The sequence below is a fragment of the Micromonospora hortensis genome (assembly GCF_022230935.1).
Classification (GTDB): domain Bacteria; phylum Actinomycetota; class Actinomycetes; order Mycobacteriales; family Micromonosporaceae; genus Micromonospora; species Micromonospora hortensis.
Window position 1 is genome coordinate 220,277 of record NZ_JAKKFE010000001.1, and the last position, 19,675, is coordinate 239,951.

Annotated in this window: 19 protein-coding genes; 10 read left to right on the top strand and 9 right to left on the bottom strand. The window is 71.8% G+C overall.

Annotated features, from left to right (window positions below; all coding sequences use genetic code 11):
• The first annotated feature begins 196 nt into the window (after positions 1-196).
• Positions 197-1,195, top strand: coding sequence for a hypothetical protein (locus tag NIE111_RS00915; protein ID WP_238682566.1), 999 nt, complete (start codon positions 197-199; stop codon positions 1,193-1,195).
• Between the two features lie 27 nt (positions 1,196-1,222).
• On the opposite strand, the gene NIE111_RS00920 is transcribed toward NIE111_RS00915, so the two are convergent.
• The 4 genes from NIE111_RS00920 to NIE111_RS00935 all read right to left on the bottom strand — a co-directional run bounded on the left by NIE111_RS00920 (position 1,223) and on the right by NIE111_RS00935 (position 5,451).
• Entirely contained in the window at positions 1,223-3,085 is a 1,863-nt protein-coding gene (locus tag NIE111_RS00920) for a hypothetical protein (protein ID WP_238682567.1), read from the bottom strand.
• Entirely contained in the window at positions 3,082-3,846 is a 765-nt protein-coding gene (locus tag NIE111_RS00925) for an ABC transporter ATP-binding protein (RefSeq protein WP_238682568.1), read from the bottom strand. Before NIE111_RS00925 ends, NIE111_RS00920 begins: the two co-directional genes overlap by 4 nt.
• Before the next feature lie 70 nt (positions 3,847-3,916).
• Positions 3,917-4,336: an ASCH domain-containing protein gene (locus NIE111_RS00930; RefSeq protein WP_238682569.1), complete on the bottom strand. Its 420-nt coding sequence runs from the start codon at positions 4,334-4,336 to the stop codon at positions 3,917-3,919.
• Between the two features lie 41 nt (positions 4,337-4,377).
• Positions 4,378-5,451 carry an XdhC family protein gene (locus NIE111_RS00935; RefSeq protein ID WP_238682570.1) on the bottom strand — a complete coding sequence of 358 codons (1,074 nt, stop codon included), beginning with the start codon at positions 5,449-5,451 and terminating at the stop codon, positions 4,378-4,380.
• A 118-nt stretch (positions 5,452-5,569) separates the two neighbouring features.
• Between NIE111_RS00935 and NIE111_RS00940 the strand changes: the two genes are divergently transcribed.
• The 8 genes from NIE111_RS00940 to NIE111_RS00975 are packed head-to-tail and all read left to right on the top strand — an operon-like array spanning position 5,570 to position 13,797.
• A complete protein-coding gene (locus NIE111_RS00940) occupies positions 5,570-6,442 on the top strand; it encodes an FAD binding domain-containing protein (protein WP_238676957.1) in 873 nt (290 codons plus the stop codon).
• 2 nt (positions 6,443-6,444) lie between these two features.
• Positions 6,445-6,993 (top strand): (2Fe-2S)-binding protein, encoded by a 549-nt coding sequence (locus NIE111_RS00945; RefSeq protein ID WP_238682571.1) that lies wholly within the window; start codon positions 6,445-6,447, stop codon positions 6,991-6,993.
• Positions 6,990-9,380, top strand: coding sequence for an aerobic carbon-monoxide dehydrogenase large subunit (locus NIE111_RS00950; RefSeq protein WP_112605598.1), 2,391 nt, complete (start codon positions 6,990-6,992; stop codon positions 9,378-9,380). The genes NIE111_RS00945 and NIE111_RS00950 overlap by 4 nt, the downstream gene beginning before the upstream one ends.
• A gap of 10 nt (positions 9,381-9,390) precedes the next feature.
• Positions 9,391-10,257, top strand: a complete 867-nt coding sequence (locus NIE111_RS00955; RefSeq protein ID WP_238682572.1) for an XdhC family protein — start codon at positions 9,391-9,393, stop codon at positions 10,255-10,257.
• 3 nt (positions 10,258-10,260) lie between these two features.
• Positions 10,261-10,836, top strand: a complete 576-nt coding sequence (locus tag NIE111_RS00960; RefSeq protein ID WP_238682573.1) for a nucleotidyltransferase family protein — start codon at positions 10,261-10,263, stop codon at positions 10,834-10,836.
• Positions 10,833-11,702 (top strand): AAA family ATPase, encoded by an 870-nt coding sequence (locus NIE111_RS00965; RefSeq protein ID WP_238682574.1) that lies wholly within the window; start codon positions 10,833-10,835, stop codon positions 11,700-11,702. The genes NIE111_RS00960 and NIE111_RS00965 overlap by 4 nt, the downstream gene beginning before the upstream one ends.
• On the top strand, positions 11,699-12,562 hold the full coding sequence (locus tag NIE111_RS00970; RefSeq protein WP_238682575.1) for an SRPBCC family protein: 864 nt from the start codon (positions 11,699-11,701) through the stop codon (positions 12,560-12,562). Before NIE111_RS00965 ends, NIE111_RS00970 begins: the two co-directional genes overlap by 4 nt.
• A complete protein-coding gene (locus NIE111_RS00975; protein ID WP_238682576.1) occupies positions 12,559-13,797 on the top strand; it encodes a vWA domain-containing protein in 1,239 nt (412 codons plus the stop codon). Before NIE111_RS00970 ends, NIE111_RS00975 begins: the two co-directional genes overlap by 4 nt.
• On the opposite strand, the gene NIE111_RS00980 is transcribed toward NIE111_RS00975, so the two are convergent.
• The 5 genes from NIE111_RS00980 to map all read right to left on the bottom strand — a co-directional run bounded on the left by NIE111_RS00980 (position 13,722) and on the right by map (position 19,255).
• Positions 13,722-14,678, bottom strand: coding sequence for a LysR family transcriptional regulator (locus NIE111_RS00980; RefSeq protein WP_238682577.1), 957 nt, complete (start codon positions 14,676-14,678; stop codon positions 13,722-13,724). The genes NIE111_RS00975 and NIE111_RS00980 overlap by 76 nt on opposite strands.
• Positions 14,679-14,835: 157 nt before the next feature.
• Positions 14,836-15,636, bottom strand: coding sequence for an FkbM family methyltransferase (locus tag NIE111_RS00985; RefSeq protein WP_238682578.1), 801 nt, complete (start codon positions 15,634-15,636; stop codon positions 14,836-14,838).
• 35 nt (positions 15,637-15,671) lie between these two features.
• On the bottom strand, positions 15,672-17,327 hold the full coding sequence (locus NIE111_RS00990; protein WP_238682579.1) for a sulfatase-like hydrolase/transferase: 1,656 nt from the start codon (positions 17,325-17,327) through the stop codon (positions 15,672-15,674).
• 98 nt (positions 17,328-17,425) lie between these two features.
• The gene (locus NIE111_RS00995) at positions 17,426-18,295 is read right to left on the bottom strand and encodes a CDP-alcohol phosphatidyltransferase family protein (RefSeq protein ID WP_238682580.1); all 870 of its coding nucleotides are present in this window, start codon (positions 18,293-18,295) and stop codon (positions 17,426-17,428) included.
• 183 nt (positions 18,296-18,478) lie between these two features.
• Entirely contained in the window at positions 18,479-19,255 is a 777-nt protein-coding gene (gene map, locus NIE111_RS01000; protein ID WP_238682581.1) for a type I methionyl aminopeptidase, read from the bottom strand.
• 65 nt (positions 19,256-19,320) lie between these two features.
• On the opposite strand from map, the gene NIE111_RS01005 reads away from it, so the two are divergent.
• Complete coding sequence (locus NIE111_RS01005) at positions 19,321-19,623, top strand: helix-turn-helix domain-containing protein (RefSeq protein ID WP_210785397.1); 303 nt, start codon at positions 19,321-19,323, stop codon at positions 19,621-19,623.
• The last annotated feature ends 52 nt before the right edge of the window (positions 19,624-19,675 follow it).

Sequence of the window (19,675 nt, forward strand, 5' to 3'; positions counted from 1 at the left end):
CGAATCAGCGCTTCTGAAACATCAACGCCGCCGCCTCTGCGGTCACCTCGATCGCCCAATCAAGCTGGGGACAGTCATTGCGACCTTGACCGATCTTTTCCAGTGCAGCCCGCAGCCGACATCCCAGGGCCGGCTGTCACGGTTCGTCAGGGCGACCACCCAACGCTCTGCTCCTCGTGGTGCGTAGGCTCACGCCGTGCGCCCGTTACTGATCGCCGAAACGGTCGTGACGCCGTCGAGCTTCGTCGAGTGGGTGGCCGGCGCGGGGACGCTGGTCTGGGACCGTCACTCGCTGCGGGTGTTGGACCCGGATCTGACCGTCGCGCTCGCGTGGGACGTGGTGAGCCCCGACGCGGATCCGATCCTGGCTGTCGGCGTGGCACCGGACCGGTCGCGGTTCGCGCTGGTGGGGCTACGTGAGATGCAGGTCCGCAGTGCCGACGGCCGCGTTCAGTGGTCGGCCGAGCACGGTGCAGCACTGTCGACCGGATGGCCACAACCACACTGTCACCTGGCCGGTGACGGCCTTGTCTGGCTGTTCGTGCCCGACGGTTCCGGTGACCATGTCGTCGCATGGGACTCCGCAGGCGGTTCGGAAGTCGGCCGGCATCATCCACTCCAGACCATCGAGGGTGCAGCCACTGTCGTCCCGCACGCCGATCAGGGACGCGTCGGGGTGCACATCGCGGTGGGCCCGGAGACCTGCCTCAGCCATTGGTTGACGGCAGTCGACAGGAAGCAGGTCGTCGTGCGGACCCTGAACGGCTGCCTGGCCGACCTGAACGCCAGTGGGGTCTTCTTTCTCTCCATGCCGCACGGCAGCGGCCGGATATCGGTACGCGAGGTCGCCGATGACAGCGTGCGGGTCGAGCGCCACTTCGACGACATCCCGGGGTTCGGCGACTCCGACGACTACCGGATTCACGAGGCCGCGGCGGTCGTATCCGACGACTGGGTCATGGTCGGCGTCGCGACCGATCAGGGCGACGCCGAGCAACATCTTCTACTCTCCACCCGCACGCTGCGCCCGCAGACCGTGATGGATTACGGCATCGACATGCCCCAGAACTCGATCCGGTCCGCGGGCGGACAGGGACGGTGGTTGACGCACGACGCCCGCCTCGGAGTGGTCCGGCTCTGGCAACTCCGGGAGCCACACACAGATGAGGTCGAGGGCCAACTCGCGCTGCTGTAGGCGGGCGACCCCGCGTACGCGGGACCGTCACCCGGGGGGAGCAGGTTGGGCAGCGCCGCCGGGTTGCGGTCGGCGATCCCACAGCACCAGGCCGGTGAGCAGCATCGCGAGGCCCAGCCCGACCATCGCTAACCCCACCGTCGTACGCGCGCCCCCATCGAGGTGGCCCGCCACGATCCACCCGCTGTCTATCCCGAACGCCAGCGGCATCAACCCCTGCGGGATCACCGGGATCCATCCGACTGTCAGCAGCCCCAGCGCCCACGCGGTGGACCTGTTCTCCCGATACCACTGCGCGTCCCAGGTCAGCGGGAGCACCGTCTCCGGGGGCCGGCTCCGCTGACCGGCCGCGGCGAGCACCGCCGTGCCACGGCGGGCGAGCCGCTCGTCGGCCAGCCACAGGCCACCCCACCAGGCTGAGGCGCCTCCGAGCAGGCCGACCAGCGGCAGCAGCGGTGCCGCTTCCGGCGGACCCCAGACCACCAGGGCGAGCACCGGCGCGGCGGCGAGCAGCCCAGCCGCGATGGCGACCAGCACGCTGACGATGTCGGTCGGGTTGTCGGCCGCGGTCGGATGCCGCGGGTCGGCCACCGGGCGTACGCGCAGCAGCGACACCCACACCGGCGCCGACGCGCCCGCGCCGAGCAGGGCCGGCAGAGTACAGAGCGCGGCCAGCGGGTCGACGTCGGGCGCGAGGAGGATGCCCGCGACGGTGAGCAGCACACCGATCGGGGTGACCAGTACCAGCCACGCCAGGGCCCTGCCCCGGACCTCGGCCCGTTCGCCGCCCGGCGTGGTGAGCGGCAGCCACAACGCGGTGCCGTCCAGCCCGACCAACCCGGCGGACATCGCCGCCGCGCCGAGCACGGCGAGTGGCCCGGCCCACGGCAGCAGCAAGTCCACGTCGGACAGCAGCGGCAGTCCGGCGAGCAGCGCCCCGTACACCACAGCGAACGCCAGATACTGCAACCGCAGCGGATGCCGCGTCCAGGCGCGCAGCTCACGGCCGACGACCGCCCGCGTCGCGGCCGGCACCCACCCCAGCCACTCGCGTTCAGCCGCGGCCGGTGACGGCGCGGTGGTCCGGCGCGGCCGGAATGGCGCGCCGGCGGCGATCACCCGTCGGACAAGCATGATGTACGCGGCGGCGCAGAGCGCCACGATGAAGACCAGGCCCGCCATCCTGCGTACCCCTTGCCCGGTTGGCCCGGTCACGGCGGCGACCGGCCAGGCGCTCGGCACGTACGCCATGGCCCGGACCACCTCCTGCGGCGCTGCCACGAGCACTACCGACACCCACGGGAAGACCGCCCACAGCGACCCGGCGACTCCCATCGCCGTGCCGGTGAAGACGCCGGTGAGCAGCGCCCCGGCCGGACCGCCGGCGTGGCCGACGACCTCCAGCGCGATGGCTGAGCCGATCAGCCCGAGCAGCCAGAGCAGCACCGCGCCGCCGGCGGTGACGAGGACCGCGAGGGTGCCGTACCGGGCGGCGTGCACCGGTAGCGCGGCGAGTGCCACCAGCGAGACGGCCGGGCCGACGCCGATCGCCGACGCGGCGAGCAGACCGATCGCGGCCGGCACCCCGCCGATCGGCTCCAACCGCAGGTGAGCCGGCCGGACCCGGCCGCGCCCGCCGCCGAGCAGCAGCGGCAACACGATCCAGCCGAGGACCCACGTCCCGGCCAGCAGGCCGAGGGTGTGCTGGTCGCCACGGAGCGCGTACCGGATCAACCAGGCGGCGGCGAGCAGACCGACCAGGCCGGCCACAGTGGGCCCGGGGTGCTCGCGCAGCGAGCGACGCAGCATCGTCGCGCGCATCCGGGCCGGCACCGTGATAGCGCCGAGGGCGCCGCCCAGCCGGCCGGGGGCGGTCGGTTCGGCGCTCATGCTGCCCCGGTCAGCCAGTCCAGGCCGGCGCTGCCGGAGGCTTCGGCGCCGACCAACTCGACGAACCGGTCCTCCAGGCTGCTGCCGGCGGCGACCTCGGCGACCGACCCGGCGGCGACCACCCGGCCCTGATGGATCACTGTGACCTCGTCGCACATCTGCTCGACGAGCAGCATCGAGTGGGTGGACAGCACGCAGGTGCCGCCGCCGGCCACGAACCGGCGCAGCACCTGGCGGATGGTGGCCGCGGAGACCGGGTCGACCGCCTCGAAGGGTTCGTCGAGCACGAGCAGCCGGGGCGCGTGCAGCAGCGCCTGGGCGAGGCCGAGCTTCTTGCGGGTGCCGGTGGAGCAGTCGGCCAGCGGGGTGCCGGCGCCCTTGGCCAGGCCGAGCACGTCGATCAGTTCGGCGGCACGGTCGGTGGCCGTGGCCCGGGGCAGCCCGCGCAGGCCGGCGCTGTAGCGCAGCAGTTCGGTGCCGGTGAGGCGTTCGGGGAAGTCGAGGCCGTCGGGCAGCACGCCGGTCAGCGCGCGGGTCTGGCGGCGGTCGCGCAGCGCGTCGTGGCCGAGGATCCGGATCTGCCCGGAGTCCGGGGTGACCAGACCGACGGCCATCCCGATGGTGGTGGACTTACCGGCGCCGTTGGGCCCGACGATGCCGTGGAAGGTGCCGGGGTGCACGGTCAGATCGATGCCGTCCACCGCGCGATGCGCCGCGAAGGTCTTGACCAGGCCACGGATCTCGAGTGCCGGGGGGATCACGCGCCGAGCATAGGTGACCTTGCCAGACGGCGTGGCCCGCTGCCTGGCGGTCCACAGTGGGCGAGGCCGCTCAGGCGACGTGCACCAGTCGGAAGCGCTCCGTCACCACCAGGGTGTCGTCGTCGACTGTGAAGTCGGGGTCGCCCAGCTCGGCGCGCACCTCGGCGCTGTGCCAGAACGCCTCGTGCCCCGCACGCCACTGCGCCACCGACTCGTCGCCCTCCCCCTCGGCCAGGGCGTGTGGCAGGTCGACGTCGGCGAGCCGGACCACCCGTACGTCGGTCAGCTCGATGGCCGCGACCCGGCGGCCGGCGGAGTCGACCACGGCGGACACGTGACCCACCTCGGGCAGCGGCTCGTTGGCGCACTCGTACCCGGCCAGCAGGCCGCTCGTCGACGTCTTCGCCCCGGACAGGATCGCGCCCACGAGCTTGTCCCGCAGTGGCCCCGGAAACGCGAACTCGGCAAGCGGAAGATCATCGAGGTCCATCCGCATGAGGGTACCCGGATGATCGGAGGGGTCACGTCGGGTCAGCTGTGGTGGATCGGGGTCGCCAGGTCGCTGAGCGGGCGACCCGTACCGCCCCAGGTCTGGGCGGTGATCTCGGCGGCGATCGCCACGGCCGTCTCCTCCGGTGTCCGCGCGCCCAGGTCGAGCCCGATGGGTGAGCAGAGCCGGGCCAGCGCGCTCTCCGGGACACCCGCCTCGCGCAACCGGCGCATCCGATCGTCGTGGGCACGCCGGCTGCCCATCGCGCCGATGTAGCGGGCGGGCGTGGCGAGGGCGACCTGGAGCAGCGGCACGTCGAACTTGGGGTCGTGGGTCAGGACGCAGAGCACAGTACGGTCGTCGACTGTCGTCGACTCCAGGTACGCGTGCGGCCAGCGCACGACGAGATCGTCGACGTCCGGGAAACGCGCACGGGTGGCGAACAGCGGGCGGGCGTCGCAGACAGTGACGTGGTAGCCGAGGAACGTGCCGATCCGGGCCATCGCGGCGGCGAAGTCGATCGCACCGAAGATGATCATCCGGGGTGGTGGCACGTACGACTGGACGAACACGGCCACCTCGTCGCCGCGCTGCTGCCCCTGCCGGCCCAGGTGGATAGTGCCGGTGACGCCGAGGGCGAGCATCCCGGTCGCCTGCCGGGCCGCCGCGTCGTCCAGGTCGGGTGCGCCGAGGCTGCCCGCGACCCGATCGGGCCAGATCACCAGTTGGGCGTTCTCGACCGATGCGGTGGCGACCGGGCGGCCGTCGCGGATCGCGGCGAGGACCTCGTCGAACTCGGCCATCGCGACGCTCGGTTGCACCAGGACCTGGATGGTGCCGCCACAGGTCAGCCCGACGTCCAACGCGTCGTCGTCGCTCACGCCGAAGGTCTGGGTGTGCGCCGTGCCGGTCTGGATCGCGGTCCGGCAGAGTTCGTAGACAGCGCCCTCGACGCAGCCGCCGGAGATGCTGCCCACCACGTCGCCGTGCGCCGACACGGCCATCGCCGCCCCGGGTTGCCGGGGCGCGGACTGCCAGGTCCGCGCGACCGTCGCGACGGCGAACGCGACGCCCTCGGCACGCCAGCCGGCCAGCCCGTCGACGATGTCCCGCATGGCCGCACGATCCGCGAGCCCCGGCGGCACCGTCAACGGCGACCTAAGCAGTTGCTTAGGTCGCCGTTGACTTTGACCACCGCCGGGCAGAGATTTTGCCGGACTGCGGAGGTGCGACATGCAGGTGCCGGCACCGTTCGAGTACGAGCGAGCCACCAGTGTGGACCATGCGATCAGCCTGCTGGAGCGGCTGGGCGGGACTGCCCGCCTGATCGCCGGCGGGCACAGCCTGTTGCCGATGATGAAGCTCCGGCTGGCCAACTTCGACTATCTGATCGACATCAACGACCTGCACGGCGAGTTGGGTTACGTCGAGGCGGGCCCCGACGAGGTCCGCATCGGTGCGCTGACCCGGCATCGGGAACTCCTCGAATCACCAGTGCTGGCGGCGGCGTTTCCGATCTTCGCCGACGCCGAACGGGTGATCGCCGACCCGGTGGTGCGCAACAGGGGCACGCTGGGCGGCTCGCTGTGCCAGGCCGACCCGTCCGAGGACCTGTCGGCGGTCTGCACGACACTCGACGCGCGGTGCGTGATCCGTGGTCCGGGCGGCGCGGAGCGGGTCGTGTCGATGGAGGAGTTCCACGTCGGGCCGTACGAGACGGCAGTCGCTGACGACGAGATCCTGGTCGAGATCCGACTACCGGTACGGCCCGGCTGCGGCAGCGCGTACGCCAAGGTCGAGCGCCGGGCCGGCGACTGGGCCGTGGTGTCGGCCGGCGCTGCGGTGTGGCTCGACGGCGGCGCGATCGTCGACGCCCGGGTCGGGCTCGCGGCGGTCGGCCCCAACACCACTGGCATCCCGGCGATCTCAGCGGCGCTGCGCGGGCAGGAACCGTCGGAGAGCCTCTACGAGCAGGCCGGGGCGATCGCGGCGGACAGCTGCGACCCGGTGACCGACCAACGCGGCAGCGCGGACTACAAGCGGCATCTGGCCGCCGAGCTGACCCGGCGGACCCTGCGCCGGGCCGTCGAACGGGCGAGGAGCTGAGCATGCAGGTCACCATGACCGTCAACGACGTCGAGGTCACCCGGGAGATCGAGGCCCGGCTGCTGCTGGTGCACTTCCTGCGCGATGTGCTCGGTCTGACCGGCACGCACTGGGGCTGCGACACCAGCAACTGCGGCATCTGCGTGGTCTGGCTCGACGGCGAGCCGGTGAAGTCGTGCACGGTGCTCGCGGCGATGGCCGGCGGCCACCAGGTACGGACCGTCGAGGGCCTCGCCAAGGGCGCCGAGCTGGACCCGATCCAGCAGGGGTTCATGCAGTGCCACGGTCTGCAGTGCGGTTTCTGCACCCCGGGAATGATGATGACCGCGCGGGCGCTGCTCGACCGCAACCCCGACCCGAGCGAGACGGAGATCCGGGAGGCGATCTCAGGTCAGATCTGCCGGTGCACTGGTTACGCCACCATCGTGCGTTCGGTCCGCTGGGCCGCCGTGGCCGAGGCGCAGGCCGCGGCCCAGGTCACCGAGACCACCGAATCGACCGAGGCCGGCGAGATCGACAACGCCGGCCAACCCGCGGAGGCCGTCGCATGACCACCGTGCACGAGCGCGTGGACACCTTCCACGACAACGACCAGAAGCCCGTCGGGTACGGCCGGATGCTGCGCAAGGAGGACCCGCGCTTCCTGCGGGGGCGCGGCCGGTACGTCGACGACGTCCAACTGCCCGGCATGCTGCATCTCGCGATCCTCCGGTCGCCGGTGGCACACGCCCGGATCGTCAGCATCGACACGAGCGCCGCCGAGGCGTCGCCGGGGGTGAAGGCGGTGGTGACCGGGGCGATGCTGGCGCAGCAGAACCTGGCCTGGATGCCGACGCTCTCCAACGACGTACAGGCAGTGCTCGCCACCGACAAGGTGCGTTTCCAGGGCCAGGAGGTGGCCTTCGTCGTCGCCGAGGACCGGTACGCGGCACGTGACGCGCTGGAGCTGATCGACGTCGAGTACGACGTCCTCGACCCGGTGATCGACGCGCGCCGGGCGTTGGAGTCGGACGCACCGCTGATCCGCGACGATCTGGACGGCAAGACGAACAACCACTGCTTCGACTGGGAGACCGGCGACGAGGCGGCCACCGAGGCGGTCTTCGCCCGCGCGGACGTCGTGGTCAGCCAGGATCTCGTCTACCCCCGGGTACACCCGGCGCCGATGGAGACGTGCGGGGCTGTCGCCGACTATGACGCTGTCGACGGCAAGCTGCGACTCTGGTCGACCACCCAGGCCCCGCACGCGCACCGCACCCTCTACGCCATCGTGGCGGGCCTGCCCGAGCACAAGATCCAGGTGATCTCGCCGGACATCGGCGGCGGGTTCGGCAACAAGGTGCCGATCTACCCCGGGTACGTCTGCGCGATCGTCGCCTCGATCGTCACCGGCAAGCCGGTGAAGTGGATGGAGGACCGCTCGGAGAACCTGATCAGCACCGGTTTCGCCCGCGACTACATCATGCGCGGGGAGATCGCGGCGACCCGCGACGGCCGGATCCTCGGCATCCGCACCAACGTGCTGGCCGACCACGGCGCGTTCAACGGCACCGCCGCCCCGGTGAAGTACCCGGCCGGTTTCTTCGGGGTCTTCACCGGCAGCTACGACATCGAGGCCGCCTACTGCAAGATGACGGCGGTCTACACCAACAAGGCGCCCGGCGGCGTCGCGTACGCCTGCTCGTTCCGGATCACCGAGGCGGTCTACCTGGTCGAGCGGATCGTCGACTGCCTCGCCGACGAACTCGGCATGGACCCTGCCGAGCTGCGCCTGAAGAACTTCATCCAACCGGAGCAGTTCCCGTACACGACGAAGACCGGCTGGGTGTACGACTCGGGCAACTACGAGCCGACGATGCGGCTGGCGATGGAGATGGCCGGCTACGACGAGTTGCGCCGTGAGCAGGCCGAGAAGCGGGCCCGGGGCGAGCTGATGGGCATCGGCATCGCGTTCTTCACCGAGGCCGTGGGCGCCGGGCCGCGCAAGGACATGGACATTCTCGGGCTGGGCATGGCCGACGGCTGCGAGCTGCGCGTCCACCCGACCGGAAAGGCAGTGGTACGCCTCAGCGTGCAGTCACAGGGGCAGGGGCACGAGACGACGTTCGCGCAGATCGTCGCCGAGGAGATCGGGATCCCCCCGGCGGACATCGAGGTGCTGCACGGCGACACCGACAACACCCCGTTCGGCCTCGGCACGTACGGCAGCCGCTCGACGCCCGTCTCGGGCGCCGCGGCGGCCCTGGTGGCCCGCAAGGTCCGCGACAAGGCCCGGATCATCGCCTCGGGAATGCTCGAGGTGTCGGTCGCCGACCTGGAGTGGGAGAAGGGCGCGTTCCACGTCGCCGGTGACCCGGGCCGGTCCGTCACGATCCAGGACATCGCCCTGCGCGCGCACGGCGCGGGCGACCTGCCCGAGGGCATCGAGGGTGGCCTGGAGGCGCAGATCTGCTACAACCCGTCGAACCTGACCTACCCACACGGCGCGTACATCTGCGTGGTGGACATCGACCCGGGCACCGCACAGGTGACGGTCCGACGGTTCATCGCTGTCGACGACTGCGGCACCCGGATCAACCCGATGATCATCGAGGGGCAGGTGCACGGCGGGTTGACCGACGGGGTCGGCATGGCCCTGATGGAGATGATCGCGTTCGACGAGGACGGTAACTGCCTCGGCGCGTCCCTGATGGACTACCTGATCCCGACGTCGCTCGAAGTGCCCGACTGGGAGACCGGCTTCACCGTCACGCCGTCGCCGCACCACCCGATCGGCGCGAAGGGCGTGGGCGAGTCAGCCACAGTGGGGTCGCCGCCCGCGATCGTCAACGCGGTCATCGACGCCCTGAAGCCCTTCGGCGTCCGCCACGCCGACATGCCACTGACGCCGTCGCGGGTCTGGGACGCGATGCGCGGCCAGGCCCGGCCGCCGATCTGAGGAGCCGAGGATGACCACCATCGCCGAACGCGCCCGGGAGCTGACCGACACCCGGGAGCCGTTCGTCCACGCCACAGTGGTGCGCGCGCAGGATCCGACGTCGGCCCGGCCGGGCGACGACGCGGTGATCCGGTCGGACGGCTCGATCGAGGGCTTCGTGGGTGGGGTGTGCGCGGAGAGTTCGGTGCGGGCCGCCGCCCTCGACACCCTGCGCGACGGCACCGCCCTGCTACTGCGGGTGCTGCCGGAGGGCGCGACCCCGTTCCCGGACACGCCGGGGGCGCGGGTGGTGGTGAACCCGTGCCACTCCGGTGGGGCGATCGAGGTGTTCCTCCGGCCGATGCTGCCGGCCCCGGCGCTGCGCGTGGTCGGCGACACCCCGATCAGCGCCGCCGTGGCGACCCTGGCCGGGTTCCTCGACTTCGACGTCGTCGCCGCCGACGACAGCACCGGCTGCACCGCAGTGGTGGTGGCCGGGTTGGGCACTGGCGAGCCGGAGGCGATCCGGGCCGCGCTCGACGCCGGCGTCGGGTTCATCGCGTTGGTCGCCAGCGGCAGACGCGGTGAGGCCCTGCTCGACGAGCTGGGCCTCACCGACGCGGAACGCGCCCGCGTCCACACCCCGGCCGGGCTGGAGATCGGCGCACGAACACCAGCGGAGATCGCCCTTGCGATCATGGGTGAGGTGGTCCGGGCCATCCGGGTGGACGGGTTGGCCGCGGCCTCCGGCGCGCCGGCCGCCCGACCGCAGCAGGCCGTCGACCCGGTGTGCGGGATGACAGTGCTGGTCGGGGCGGAGACGCCGCACGCGCGCGTCGGCGGGCAGGACTTCTGGTTCTGCTGCGCCGGTTGCCTCGCGAGTTACTCGGCGGCGTGACAGGTGTTCCTGACCGGCGTGGTGCTCGCCGCGGGAGCGTCGGCGCGGTTCGGTGAGGCCAAGCAACTGCTCCCGTACCGGGGGCGGACGCTGCTCGACGCCACACTCGACCTGGCCCGCTCGTGCGGCTTCGACCAGTTGCTCGTCACCCTCGGCGGCGCGGCGGGCGACATCCGCGACCGGGTGGACCTGACCGGGTGCCAGGTCGTGCAGAACCCGGCGTTCAGCACCGGCTGCGGGTCGTCGGTGCGCACCGCCGCCCGGGCGGTGGACCCGCGCGCCGACGCGCTCGTGCTGCTCCTCGGCGACCAGCCCGGCGTCCGCGCCGAGGACGTCCGCCGGGTCGCCGCGGCGGGCACCCCGCTGGCCGTCTGCCGGTACGCGGACGGCCTGGGTCATCCCTTCCGCTTCGGCCGCGAGGTGCTGCCCGAGTTGTACGACCTGCACGGCGACAAGGCCGTCTGGAAGCTCCTGCACTCCGGGCGCCACCCGGTGACCGAGGTGACAGTCGACGGGCCGGTGCCGATCGACGTGGACACCCGGGCCGACTACGAGCGCCTGCTGGCTGGCGGGGCATGAAGGACGCCGAGGCCGTCCGCCACCGCCTCGACGCCGTCGACTACCTCGTCGACGACGGCATGGCGATGGCCCTCTTCCTGGCCTTGCGCCTCGGACGACCCCTGCTGCTGGAGGGCGAGCCGGGGGTCGGCAAGACCGCCGCCGCGAAGGCGTTGGCCCGCGCGCTGGAGACACCGCTGATCCGGTTGCAGTGCTACGAGGGACTCACCGCTGGCGAGGCGCTCTACGAGTGGAACTACCAGCGGCAACTGCTGGCGATCCGACTCGCCGAGGCGCACCACACCCGGCTCACCGACGCGGACCTGTTCAGCGCCGAGTACCTCCAGGAACGGCCGATCCTGCGGGCCGTACGCCACAGTGGGCCGGTCCCGCCGGTGCTGCTGATCGACGAGATCGACCGGGCCGACGACGAGTTCGAGGCGCTGCTGTTCGAGTTCCTCGGCGAGGCCGGCATCACGATCCCCGAACTCGGCACCTTCACCGCCCGCACGCCACCGGTCGTGGTGCTCACCTCCAACCGCAGCCGGGAGTTGCACGACGCGCTGCGCCGCCGCTGCCTGTACCACTGGATCGACTTCCCCGAACCGGCCCGCGCCGTGGAGATCGTCCGCCGGGCCGTACCGGGCGCGACCGAGCCGCTGATCCAGACGGCCGTGCAGTTCATCGGCGCCGTACGCCACCGGGAGTTGGAGAAGGCGCCCGGGATGGCGGAGACCATCGACTGGGTGGGCGCGCTGTCCGTGCTGGGCGTCACCGATCTGGCCGCCGACGGTGTCGGCCAGACCATCGGCACCATCGCCAAGACCCCCGACGACCGCGCCGTGGTCGCCGCCGCGCTCGGCGCCTACCAGGAGAGCCCGCCATGAAGATCACCAACGAGTTCGCGGTCACCGTCCCGATCGAACGGGCCTGGGCGGTGCTCACCGACCTGGAAGGGCTCGCGCCGTGCCTGCCGGGCGCCCAGCTGACCGACGTCGACGGCGACGTCTACCAGGGCCGGGTGCGGGTCAAGGTCGGACCGGTCGTCTCGGAGTTCGCGGGCACCGCCCGGTTCGTCGAGAAGGACGACGCCGCGTACCGCGGGGTGATCGACGCGAAGGGCCGGGACGCCCGCTCGGCCGGCACGGCGTCCGCGCTGGTCACCGCGCACCTGCGGCCGGACGGCGACCGGACGGTGGTCAGTGTGGACACCGATCTGAAGATCTCCGGCAGGCTGGCCCAGTTCGGCAGCGGCATGATCAAGGAGGTGTCGGGCAAGCTGCTGGCCCAGTTCGTCGCCAATCTGGAGGCCAAGCTCGCCGCCGAACCGCCGGCGCCGCATTCCGACGCCGAACCTGTGGCGGCCGCATCCGCAGCGCCGCCCGAGCCCACCCCTGCGGCGTCCACCGCGCCGCCCGAGCCAACTCCGGCCGCGTCCGCCACGGCGGTCGCGACAACGCCCAGCACCGCCGCCGTGGCAGCCTCACCCGTCGAGCCGTCAACGGTCGTGTCGTCACCCGCCGGGTCGTCGCCGGTTCCGCCAGGGCCAGGTTCGCCGCCGTCGGGCGTCAGGCCGTCGGGCGTCAGGCCGTCGGGGGATGCCGTACGTGTCGCGCCGACCGCCGAGCCGGAGGCGCTCGACCTGCTCAGCATCGCCGGCGGGTCGGTCACCAAGCGCCTCGTACCGGTGCTCGTCGGTCTGGTCGCGGTCGGCGCGGTGATCGCCTGGCTGGTCGCGCGCCGGTGAGCAGGGGCGTGCTGCGCGGCGTCGACCGGGCCGCGTTCGCTGTGGCGCTGGCCGGGCGCCTGCGCCGAGCCGGCATTCCGGCCGGGCTGACCACCGTCGACGACTTCGTCCGGGCGCTCGCCGCCAGCCCACCCGACTCGATGTCGTCGCTCTACTGGACCGCCCGGATCAGCCTGGTGCGACGGCACACCGACGTCCCCGCGTTCGACCGGGTCTTCGCGGCGATCTTCGCGGACCCTCCACCGTTGCCCCGACCGCAGCGGTCCGCACCCCCGGCCGACGGGCCCGACGACGTGTACGTCCGGGTGCCGGCCGACACCGACGACGCGGGGCCGGGCGGCGGGCTGCCGTGGGCGACACTGCCGCCGACGGTCGCCGAGACACCGGAACACGACACCGAGCTGCGACTGCCCGAGCGGCGCCCCAGCGCCCACACCGGGCTCGCCGACCGTCCGTTCGACGAACTCGACGCCGCACAGGTCACGCAGCTCGGCGACGCCCTGCGCGCGGCCGTCGCCGACTGGCCGACCCGACGCACCCGGCGGCACACCGTCGGCTCGTCCGGTGCCCGGATCGCGTTGCGGGCCACCATCGCCCGAGCCCGGCGTACCGGCTGGGAGCCCGTCGAGGTCGTCCGCGCGCGCCCGGTACGGCGGCCACGCCGGGTCGTGTTGCTCTGTGACGTCAGCGAGTCGATGCGGGCGCAGGCGACGGCGTACCTGCATCTGATGCGGGCGTTCGCTGTGGTCGCCGACGCGGAGGTGTTCGCGTTCGCCACGACGCTGACCCGGCTCACAGTGGTGCTCCGGCACACCTCGGCGGCCGAGGCGGTCGGGCAGGCCAGCGCCGCCGTGACCGACCGGTACGGGGGTACCCGGATCGCCACGAACCTGCGTGCCCTGCTCACCTCCCCCCACGCGGAGGCCGTACGTGGGGCGGTGGTGGTGATCGGGTCGGACGGTTGGGACAGCGATCCGCCCGCCGACCTGGCAGCGGTGATGGCCCGGCTGAGCCGCCGCGCGTACCGGATCGTCTGGTTGAATCCCCGCGCCGGCGCACCCGGCTTCGCCCCCCGCGTCGGCGGGATGGCCGCCGCACTCCCCTACTGCGACCGGATGCTGCCGGCCGGCACCTTCCAGGACCTGCTGGTCGTCGCCCGTCAGCTCCAGAGCGTCACGTGCACCGACGGCCGGAAGTGGCCGACGCTGACGCCCGCGCCGCGCATCATCGCCTGAATCGCCCTCGGCGTCGACGCGAAGCGCGACAGCTCCTCGGCGGCCGACATCGCACCCGGGGTGGCGAGCACCTGCGCATGCCACACCGCCTCCATCGTCGCGTGCGGCCCCACCACCTGCCCGAGCTGGCCCTGACGGATGTCCGGTGCGACGGTGAACGCGAGGGCCGGTGCCACCCCCCTGCCCCGTTTGGCCTCCCCCAGCGCGGCCGCGTGGCTCTGGAAGATCTGCTGCCGATCGTCCGGCACGGCCAGCCGGCGCAGCAGCGCCGGGACCGCGCCCCACTCGGTGGCGGCCGACGGCCCGAGCAGCCAGGTCTGCTCCCGCAGCTGCCCCGGCGACGCCGCCAGGCCGGCCAGTGGATGCTCCGCGCCGACGGCGATCACGAGCCGGTAGTTCATCACCGGCCGGCAGCCGATGGCGCTGTCGACGACCGACGGCTGCGGCCCGATCGCGATGTCCGCGGCGCGGGTCAACAACAGCGACCCGAACGATCCCGGGTTGCGCACGCTCAGCTCGACGTCGAGGTCGGCGGCCCGCTTCGCGAAGAGTTCGAGCAGCCCCGGCGCGGCGAACTCGGCGAACAGGCTCGACGCCGCGACCCGCAGCATCCGTCGGCCGCGCGTCGCGGCGCTGACCTCCAGCATGGTGCGGTCCTGCAGGCCCAGCAGTTCCGCCGCGCGACTGGCAAGCCGCAGCCCTCCCGGGGTGAACGCGAGGCCGGCGGCCGTCCGGGCGAAGAGCTTGTCGCCGAATTCCTTGCGCAGTTGGGCGATGTGCAGCGACACCGCCGACTCGGAGACCCGAAGCTCCGCGGCGGCCTGTTTGACCGAGCCCAGTCGGACCACGGCGACGTACGCGCGCAGCTGTGTCGGGGTCATCGGCGTCACCCTCTTCCCCGCGATCGCGTGGCTCGGCTCGGCGTCGAGACGAACGTCGATCATCCCGCGCTGGTTCGTCCCACCGCCAGCGGCCGATCATCTGATCGTCGGGCCCGGTGTCGGTCACCGTGGACCGAGGCGGTGACGAGTGCCGCGGTCAGCTCTCGGTGGTTGCCGCCCGGGTTCCGGACACGCAGTACACGTCGCCGGAGTTCGCGGTGTGCGGCAGGTCGTGCAGGTGCGTCGCCAGGTCGCTCGCGGACATCCACCGTCGAAACGTCATCGACTTGTCGTCGCCCACCGCGACGTCGAAGCCGTCGAAGCCCAGCGCGGTCAGGCGATCGAGACACCGGTCGGCGACCGCGCGCGCGATGGTGGTGAACTCGAACGACAGCGCGGGCAGTGGGCGGCTCAGGCCAGCCAGCACCTCGGCTTCGAAACCCTCAACGTCGATCTTGGTGAAGGTCGGCACGCCGTACGTCTCGATCAGCGCGTCGACGGTGACCACCGGGACCTCGATGTCGGTGTCCCACACCTGGCCCTCCCATCCACCCGCGCCCTTGGCCGCCCGGACGAAGTCCGGTGAGGCGGTCGAGACGGTGGGGTTGGCGGAGTTGACGTGCAACCGGGTACGCCCGGGGAGCGCGCCACACGCCGCGTCGACAAGTGTCACCTGGTCGTCATCGGCGTAGATCGCCCGTAGGGCGCGCAGACACAGCGGCTGCGGTTCCACGGCGACGACCCGGGCACCGAGACGGCGGAAGCTCGCGATGTGGTCGCCCACGTGGGAGCCGATGTCGAAGACGAGGTCCCCGCCGCCGACGAATCGGGAGTAGAACGCGTCCATCCTCGCGTCCCGCTCGGGATCGCCGTAGTAGACGTCCAGCGACCGGTGCAGCAGGGACAGGGCCGGGTCGGTCCGGAGCGCGGCGATCCTGGTGTCGGTGGTAGCCGTCATCTGTCTGGGTCCAGTCCGTGAGAGAGGTGGCCGGTTTACGGTCCGAAGGCGGTCAGGAACCGGTCCCGGAAGGCGTCCATCCGCCAGACCGGCGCCTGCGGCCCGGGCTTCAGCCCGTCCTGCCATCCCCACCCGGAGATCCGGTCCAACACGGCCCGATCACGGGTGATGATCGAGATCGGCACGTCGTGGCTGGCGTTCTCGCCGGTGACGACAGCGGCGGGTTGGTGGTCACCGAGCACGATGAACACGAGGTCGTCGTCTCCGTAGGTCCGCACGTAGGAGATGAGCGTGCCGAGGGTGTACTCGATGGATTTTCGGTAGTCCGCCCGGATCTGGCCGGTATTGCGGCGTTTCTCGTCCGACCGGCCCGCGCCGGCCCCACGGTAGACAGCGCCGTCACCGACGTCGGCCCAGTCGAGCAGCGGCGGGACAGGCGTCCAGGGCGCGTGACTCGACACCAGAGCCAGCTCGGTCATCACGTTGCCGTCACGCTTGGTCTGCTCCAGGCGCTGCCAGCTCGCCAGTGTGTACTGGTCGGGCGGGGTGCCGAAGCTGAACTTCGGGCCACGGTACGCGAGCGCCTTGGCGTCGTAGAACCGGTCGTAGCCGAAGAAGGAACCCTCCGGCCACGCCCTGGTGACGGCGGGCATCACGCCGACGGTCTGCCAGTTCGCCCGTCGGAAGGCGCCGTTGAGGGTCATCCGGTCACTGGCCAGCAGGGTGCGGTGCCGCTGGTCGTTGTCGATCCAGAGGCCGGAGAGCAGCGTGTCGTGCGCGAGCCAACTGCCGCCACCGAAGGTCGGCGAGGTGAGGAAGCCGCTCTGCGCGGCGAAACCCGCCACGCTCAGCTCGCTGGTGCCGCGGTCGAGGACCGAACCCACCTGCGGCGCGAACTCCGGGTCCTCGACGGCGTCGCGGCCGTAGCTCTCCACGAAGGCGATCACCACGTTCTTGCCGCGCAGCGCTGTCAGTAGCTGGTCACCGGGGGTGTCGCCGAACCTGTCGGCCTCGATCAGCGCGCCGAACGTCTCGCGGTCGTCGAGGCGCAGGCGCACCTGGAAGCCGTGCCCGTTGGCCAGGGTGGTGGCGGAGGTGTCGGCGACCGGCACGCCCTCGACCACCCGCACGTTGAACGCGGCGCAGGCCACCCAGACGACCACCAGCGCGGCCACGATCCGGGTGGTCCCGGTGCGGTGCCGGACCACCAGCCGCCGCAGTCGCCGCATCGACAGCGTGACCAGTGTGGGCAGGCCCACGAGCACCACCGCCAGGGTGATGGCGACGCCGATGGCGGCGGGTCGACCGTACGACTCGCTGAGGAAGGCGAACCCCTCGTCGAGGAGCGCCCAGTCGAGCACCGGGTCGAACGCCCGGCTCAGCGAGGCGGTGAACCCCAGGTCGAGCAGCTTCAACAGGCCGAGCAGGCCGAGGGCCACGCCGGCCAGCGTCGCGACCAGTCGGCTGCCACGAGACGGCAGGGCGAGCAGGAGGGCCACGACCAGCAGCGCCTCCAGGGGGACCCGCGCGAACGCCGCCGGGCTGAGCCGGCCGAAGTCGTACGGCACGGTGAGGACGAGCAGCACGAGCAGCGCGGCCAGCACTGTCGTCAGCCGGGCGGCGATGGAAGGTTTCGGCCGATCCTCGACGTCGGTGCCGTCGTCGGTGCCGTCCGGGGCCTCGTCCCTCATCGCCCTCCGTCCCTGGCTCGGCAGCTGACGTACACGCGTCAAGAGCGACAACCCGGGCATCCTTCCATGATCTTTGTTGGGCGCGGCATCCGGGCGGCTCAGACGCGGGCGATCCCGCGTCGGACCACGGCGACAGTGGGACGGTCCGACCACGGCAGACCATCGGCAGCACCCGGGGTCAGCTCGGCCAGCCCCACTCCGGCGCTCGGGGCGCTGTGGCTGGCCGAGCTGGCCGGCTGGACCATCGCGCCCGGGGCGCCGTGGATGACGGTGCGGCGGAGGCGCCGGGTCGTCCAGAGCCAGGCGACGTCACGCCCGAACGACTCGACCAGCAGCGCCACCGAAACCACCAGCACCACTGTCGTCAGCGGCGCGGGCAGCACGTCGGCCATCGCCACCGTCAACGCCACGCCCTGGATCGCGGCGACGACCTTGCTCCAGTACCGCGGCGGCGCGGATCCCCGCATCCACTCCAACACCCAGGTAGCGGCGCCGAAGAGGTAGCGCATCGCGCCGATTACCAGCACCCAGCCACCCACAGTGGGGGCCACGTGCAGGCAGAGCACCAGGACCAGGAAGGAGTCGATCTCCATGTCGAAGCGCGCGCCGAGCTCGCTGGTGGTCCCGGTGCGGCGGGCCGTGTACCCGTCCACGGCGTCGAGGGCCAACGCCACGCTGGTGAGGACGACCATCACCGTTACCGGCGCCGACCGGCCGAACGAGTCGGCGGCCAGGGCCGTCACGCCGCCGACGAGGATCGCCCGGCTCAGGGTCACCCGGTCGGCCGGGCTGAGCGCACCCGCGCCCGAGCGGGACATCCCCCGGCTGAGCAGGGCACACAGGACCACCCCGTACGCCAGCCCCGCCACCCAGCCCGCCGTGCCCAGACCGACAGTCTCCGCCAGCACCGCCAGCAGGACGATCTGCACGAGCAGTCCGATGACCGGACCAGTTCGAACCGTTGACATCGTGCCTCCGTGACTCTGGTGGGTGACCCTGACCGTCATCACGGAAAATATGACCGATCGGTTCATTCTGAACGCGACCCGGCAGGGTGCCACGGAGGGACGTGCCCCTTCGGTGGGCGGTTAATCGTCCATCGTGGGCCCGTCGTCGGCTGACCGATGAGGGCGTCGATTGTCTCGTACGGGTCAGGGCGTCGTCGGCAGGGTCAGCACGTCCGCGCCGTCGTCGGTGATGGCGATGGTGTGCTCGGTGTGCGCCGTCCGGCAGCCCGTCGCGCTGCGGAGGGTCCAGCCGTCGGCATCGGTGACGAGCGTGGCGGTGTCCGCCATCACCCACGGCTCCAGCGCCAGCAGCAGCCCCGGGCGTAGCCGGTAGCCACGACCGGGGCGCCCGGTGTTGGAGACGTGCGGGTCCTGGTGCATCGTCGATCCGACGCCGTGGCCGCCGAACTCCGTGTTGACCGAGAATCCCGCCGCCTTGAGGACCGAGCCGATCGCGTGGGAGAGATCACCGATGGGAACGCCGGGGCCGGCGGCGGCGATCCCCGCCTGCAACGCGCGCTCGGTCGCGTCGATCAGCGCGAGACTCTCCGGAGGCCGCGTGTCGCCCACGATGAAGCTGATGGCCGAGTCCGCGACGACTCCACAGTGCGACACGGCGAGGTCGAGCGAGAGCAGATCGCCGTCGGCGAGCGGGTAGTCGTACGGCAACCCGTGCAGCACGGCGTCATTCACCGACGTGCAGATGTAGTGGCCGAACGGCCCACGCCCGAAGGACGGCTCATAGTCGACGTAGCAGGACTCCGCCCCGGCCTCGGTGATCATGGCCTGCGCCCACCGGTCGATGTCCAGGAGGTTGGTGCCGACCACGCAGCGGCTTTTCAACGACTGGAGGATGCCGGCGACCAGCGCTCCGGTGTCCTTCGCTCGCAGCACGTCGGTGGGGCTCAGGATCTCGATCATGCAGCGCCTTCCTCGGGCGACCAATAAGTATCCCGGCCATATTATCCCGGTACTAGAATCGGGTCATGGTCAGGTTGCCGCTCACTCCCGAAGAGCTCGAACGCGGACAGCGCCTCGGCGCGCTCCTGCGTCGCGCCCGTGGAGAGCGTTCGATGCTCCTCACCGCGCTGGACGCGGGCGTCTCGCCAGAGACCCTTCGAAAGATCGAGTCCGGCCGGATAGCCACCCCCGCCTTTCCGACCATCGCGGCGATCGCCGACGTCCTCGGCCTCTCCCTCGACGCCGTCTGGTCGGAGATCAACACGTCGGACGGCAGCGCCGAACTCCCCCGGCCGACACGCACCGCGCGCGAGCGGTTGGCGTCCTAGCGCGCGGCGGTCTGTCGCCAGCGCGAAACGCGAACGCGGTCAGGACCCGAAT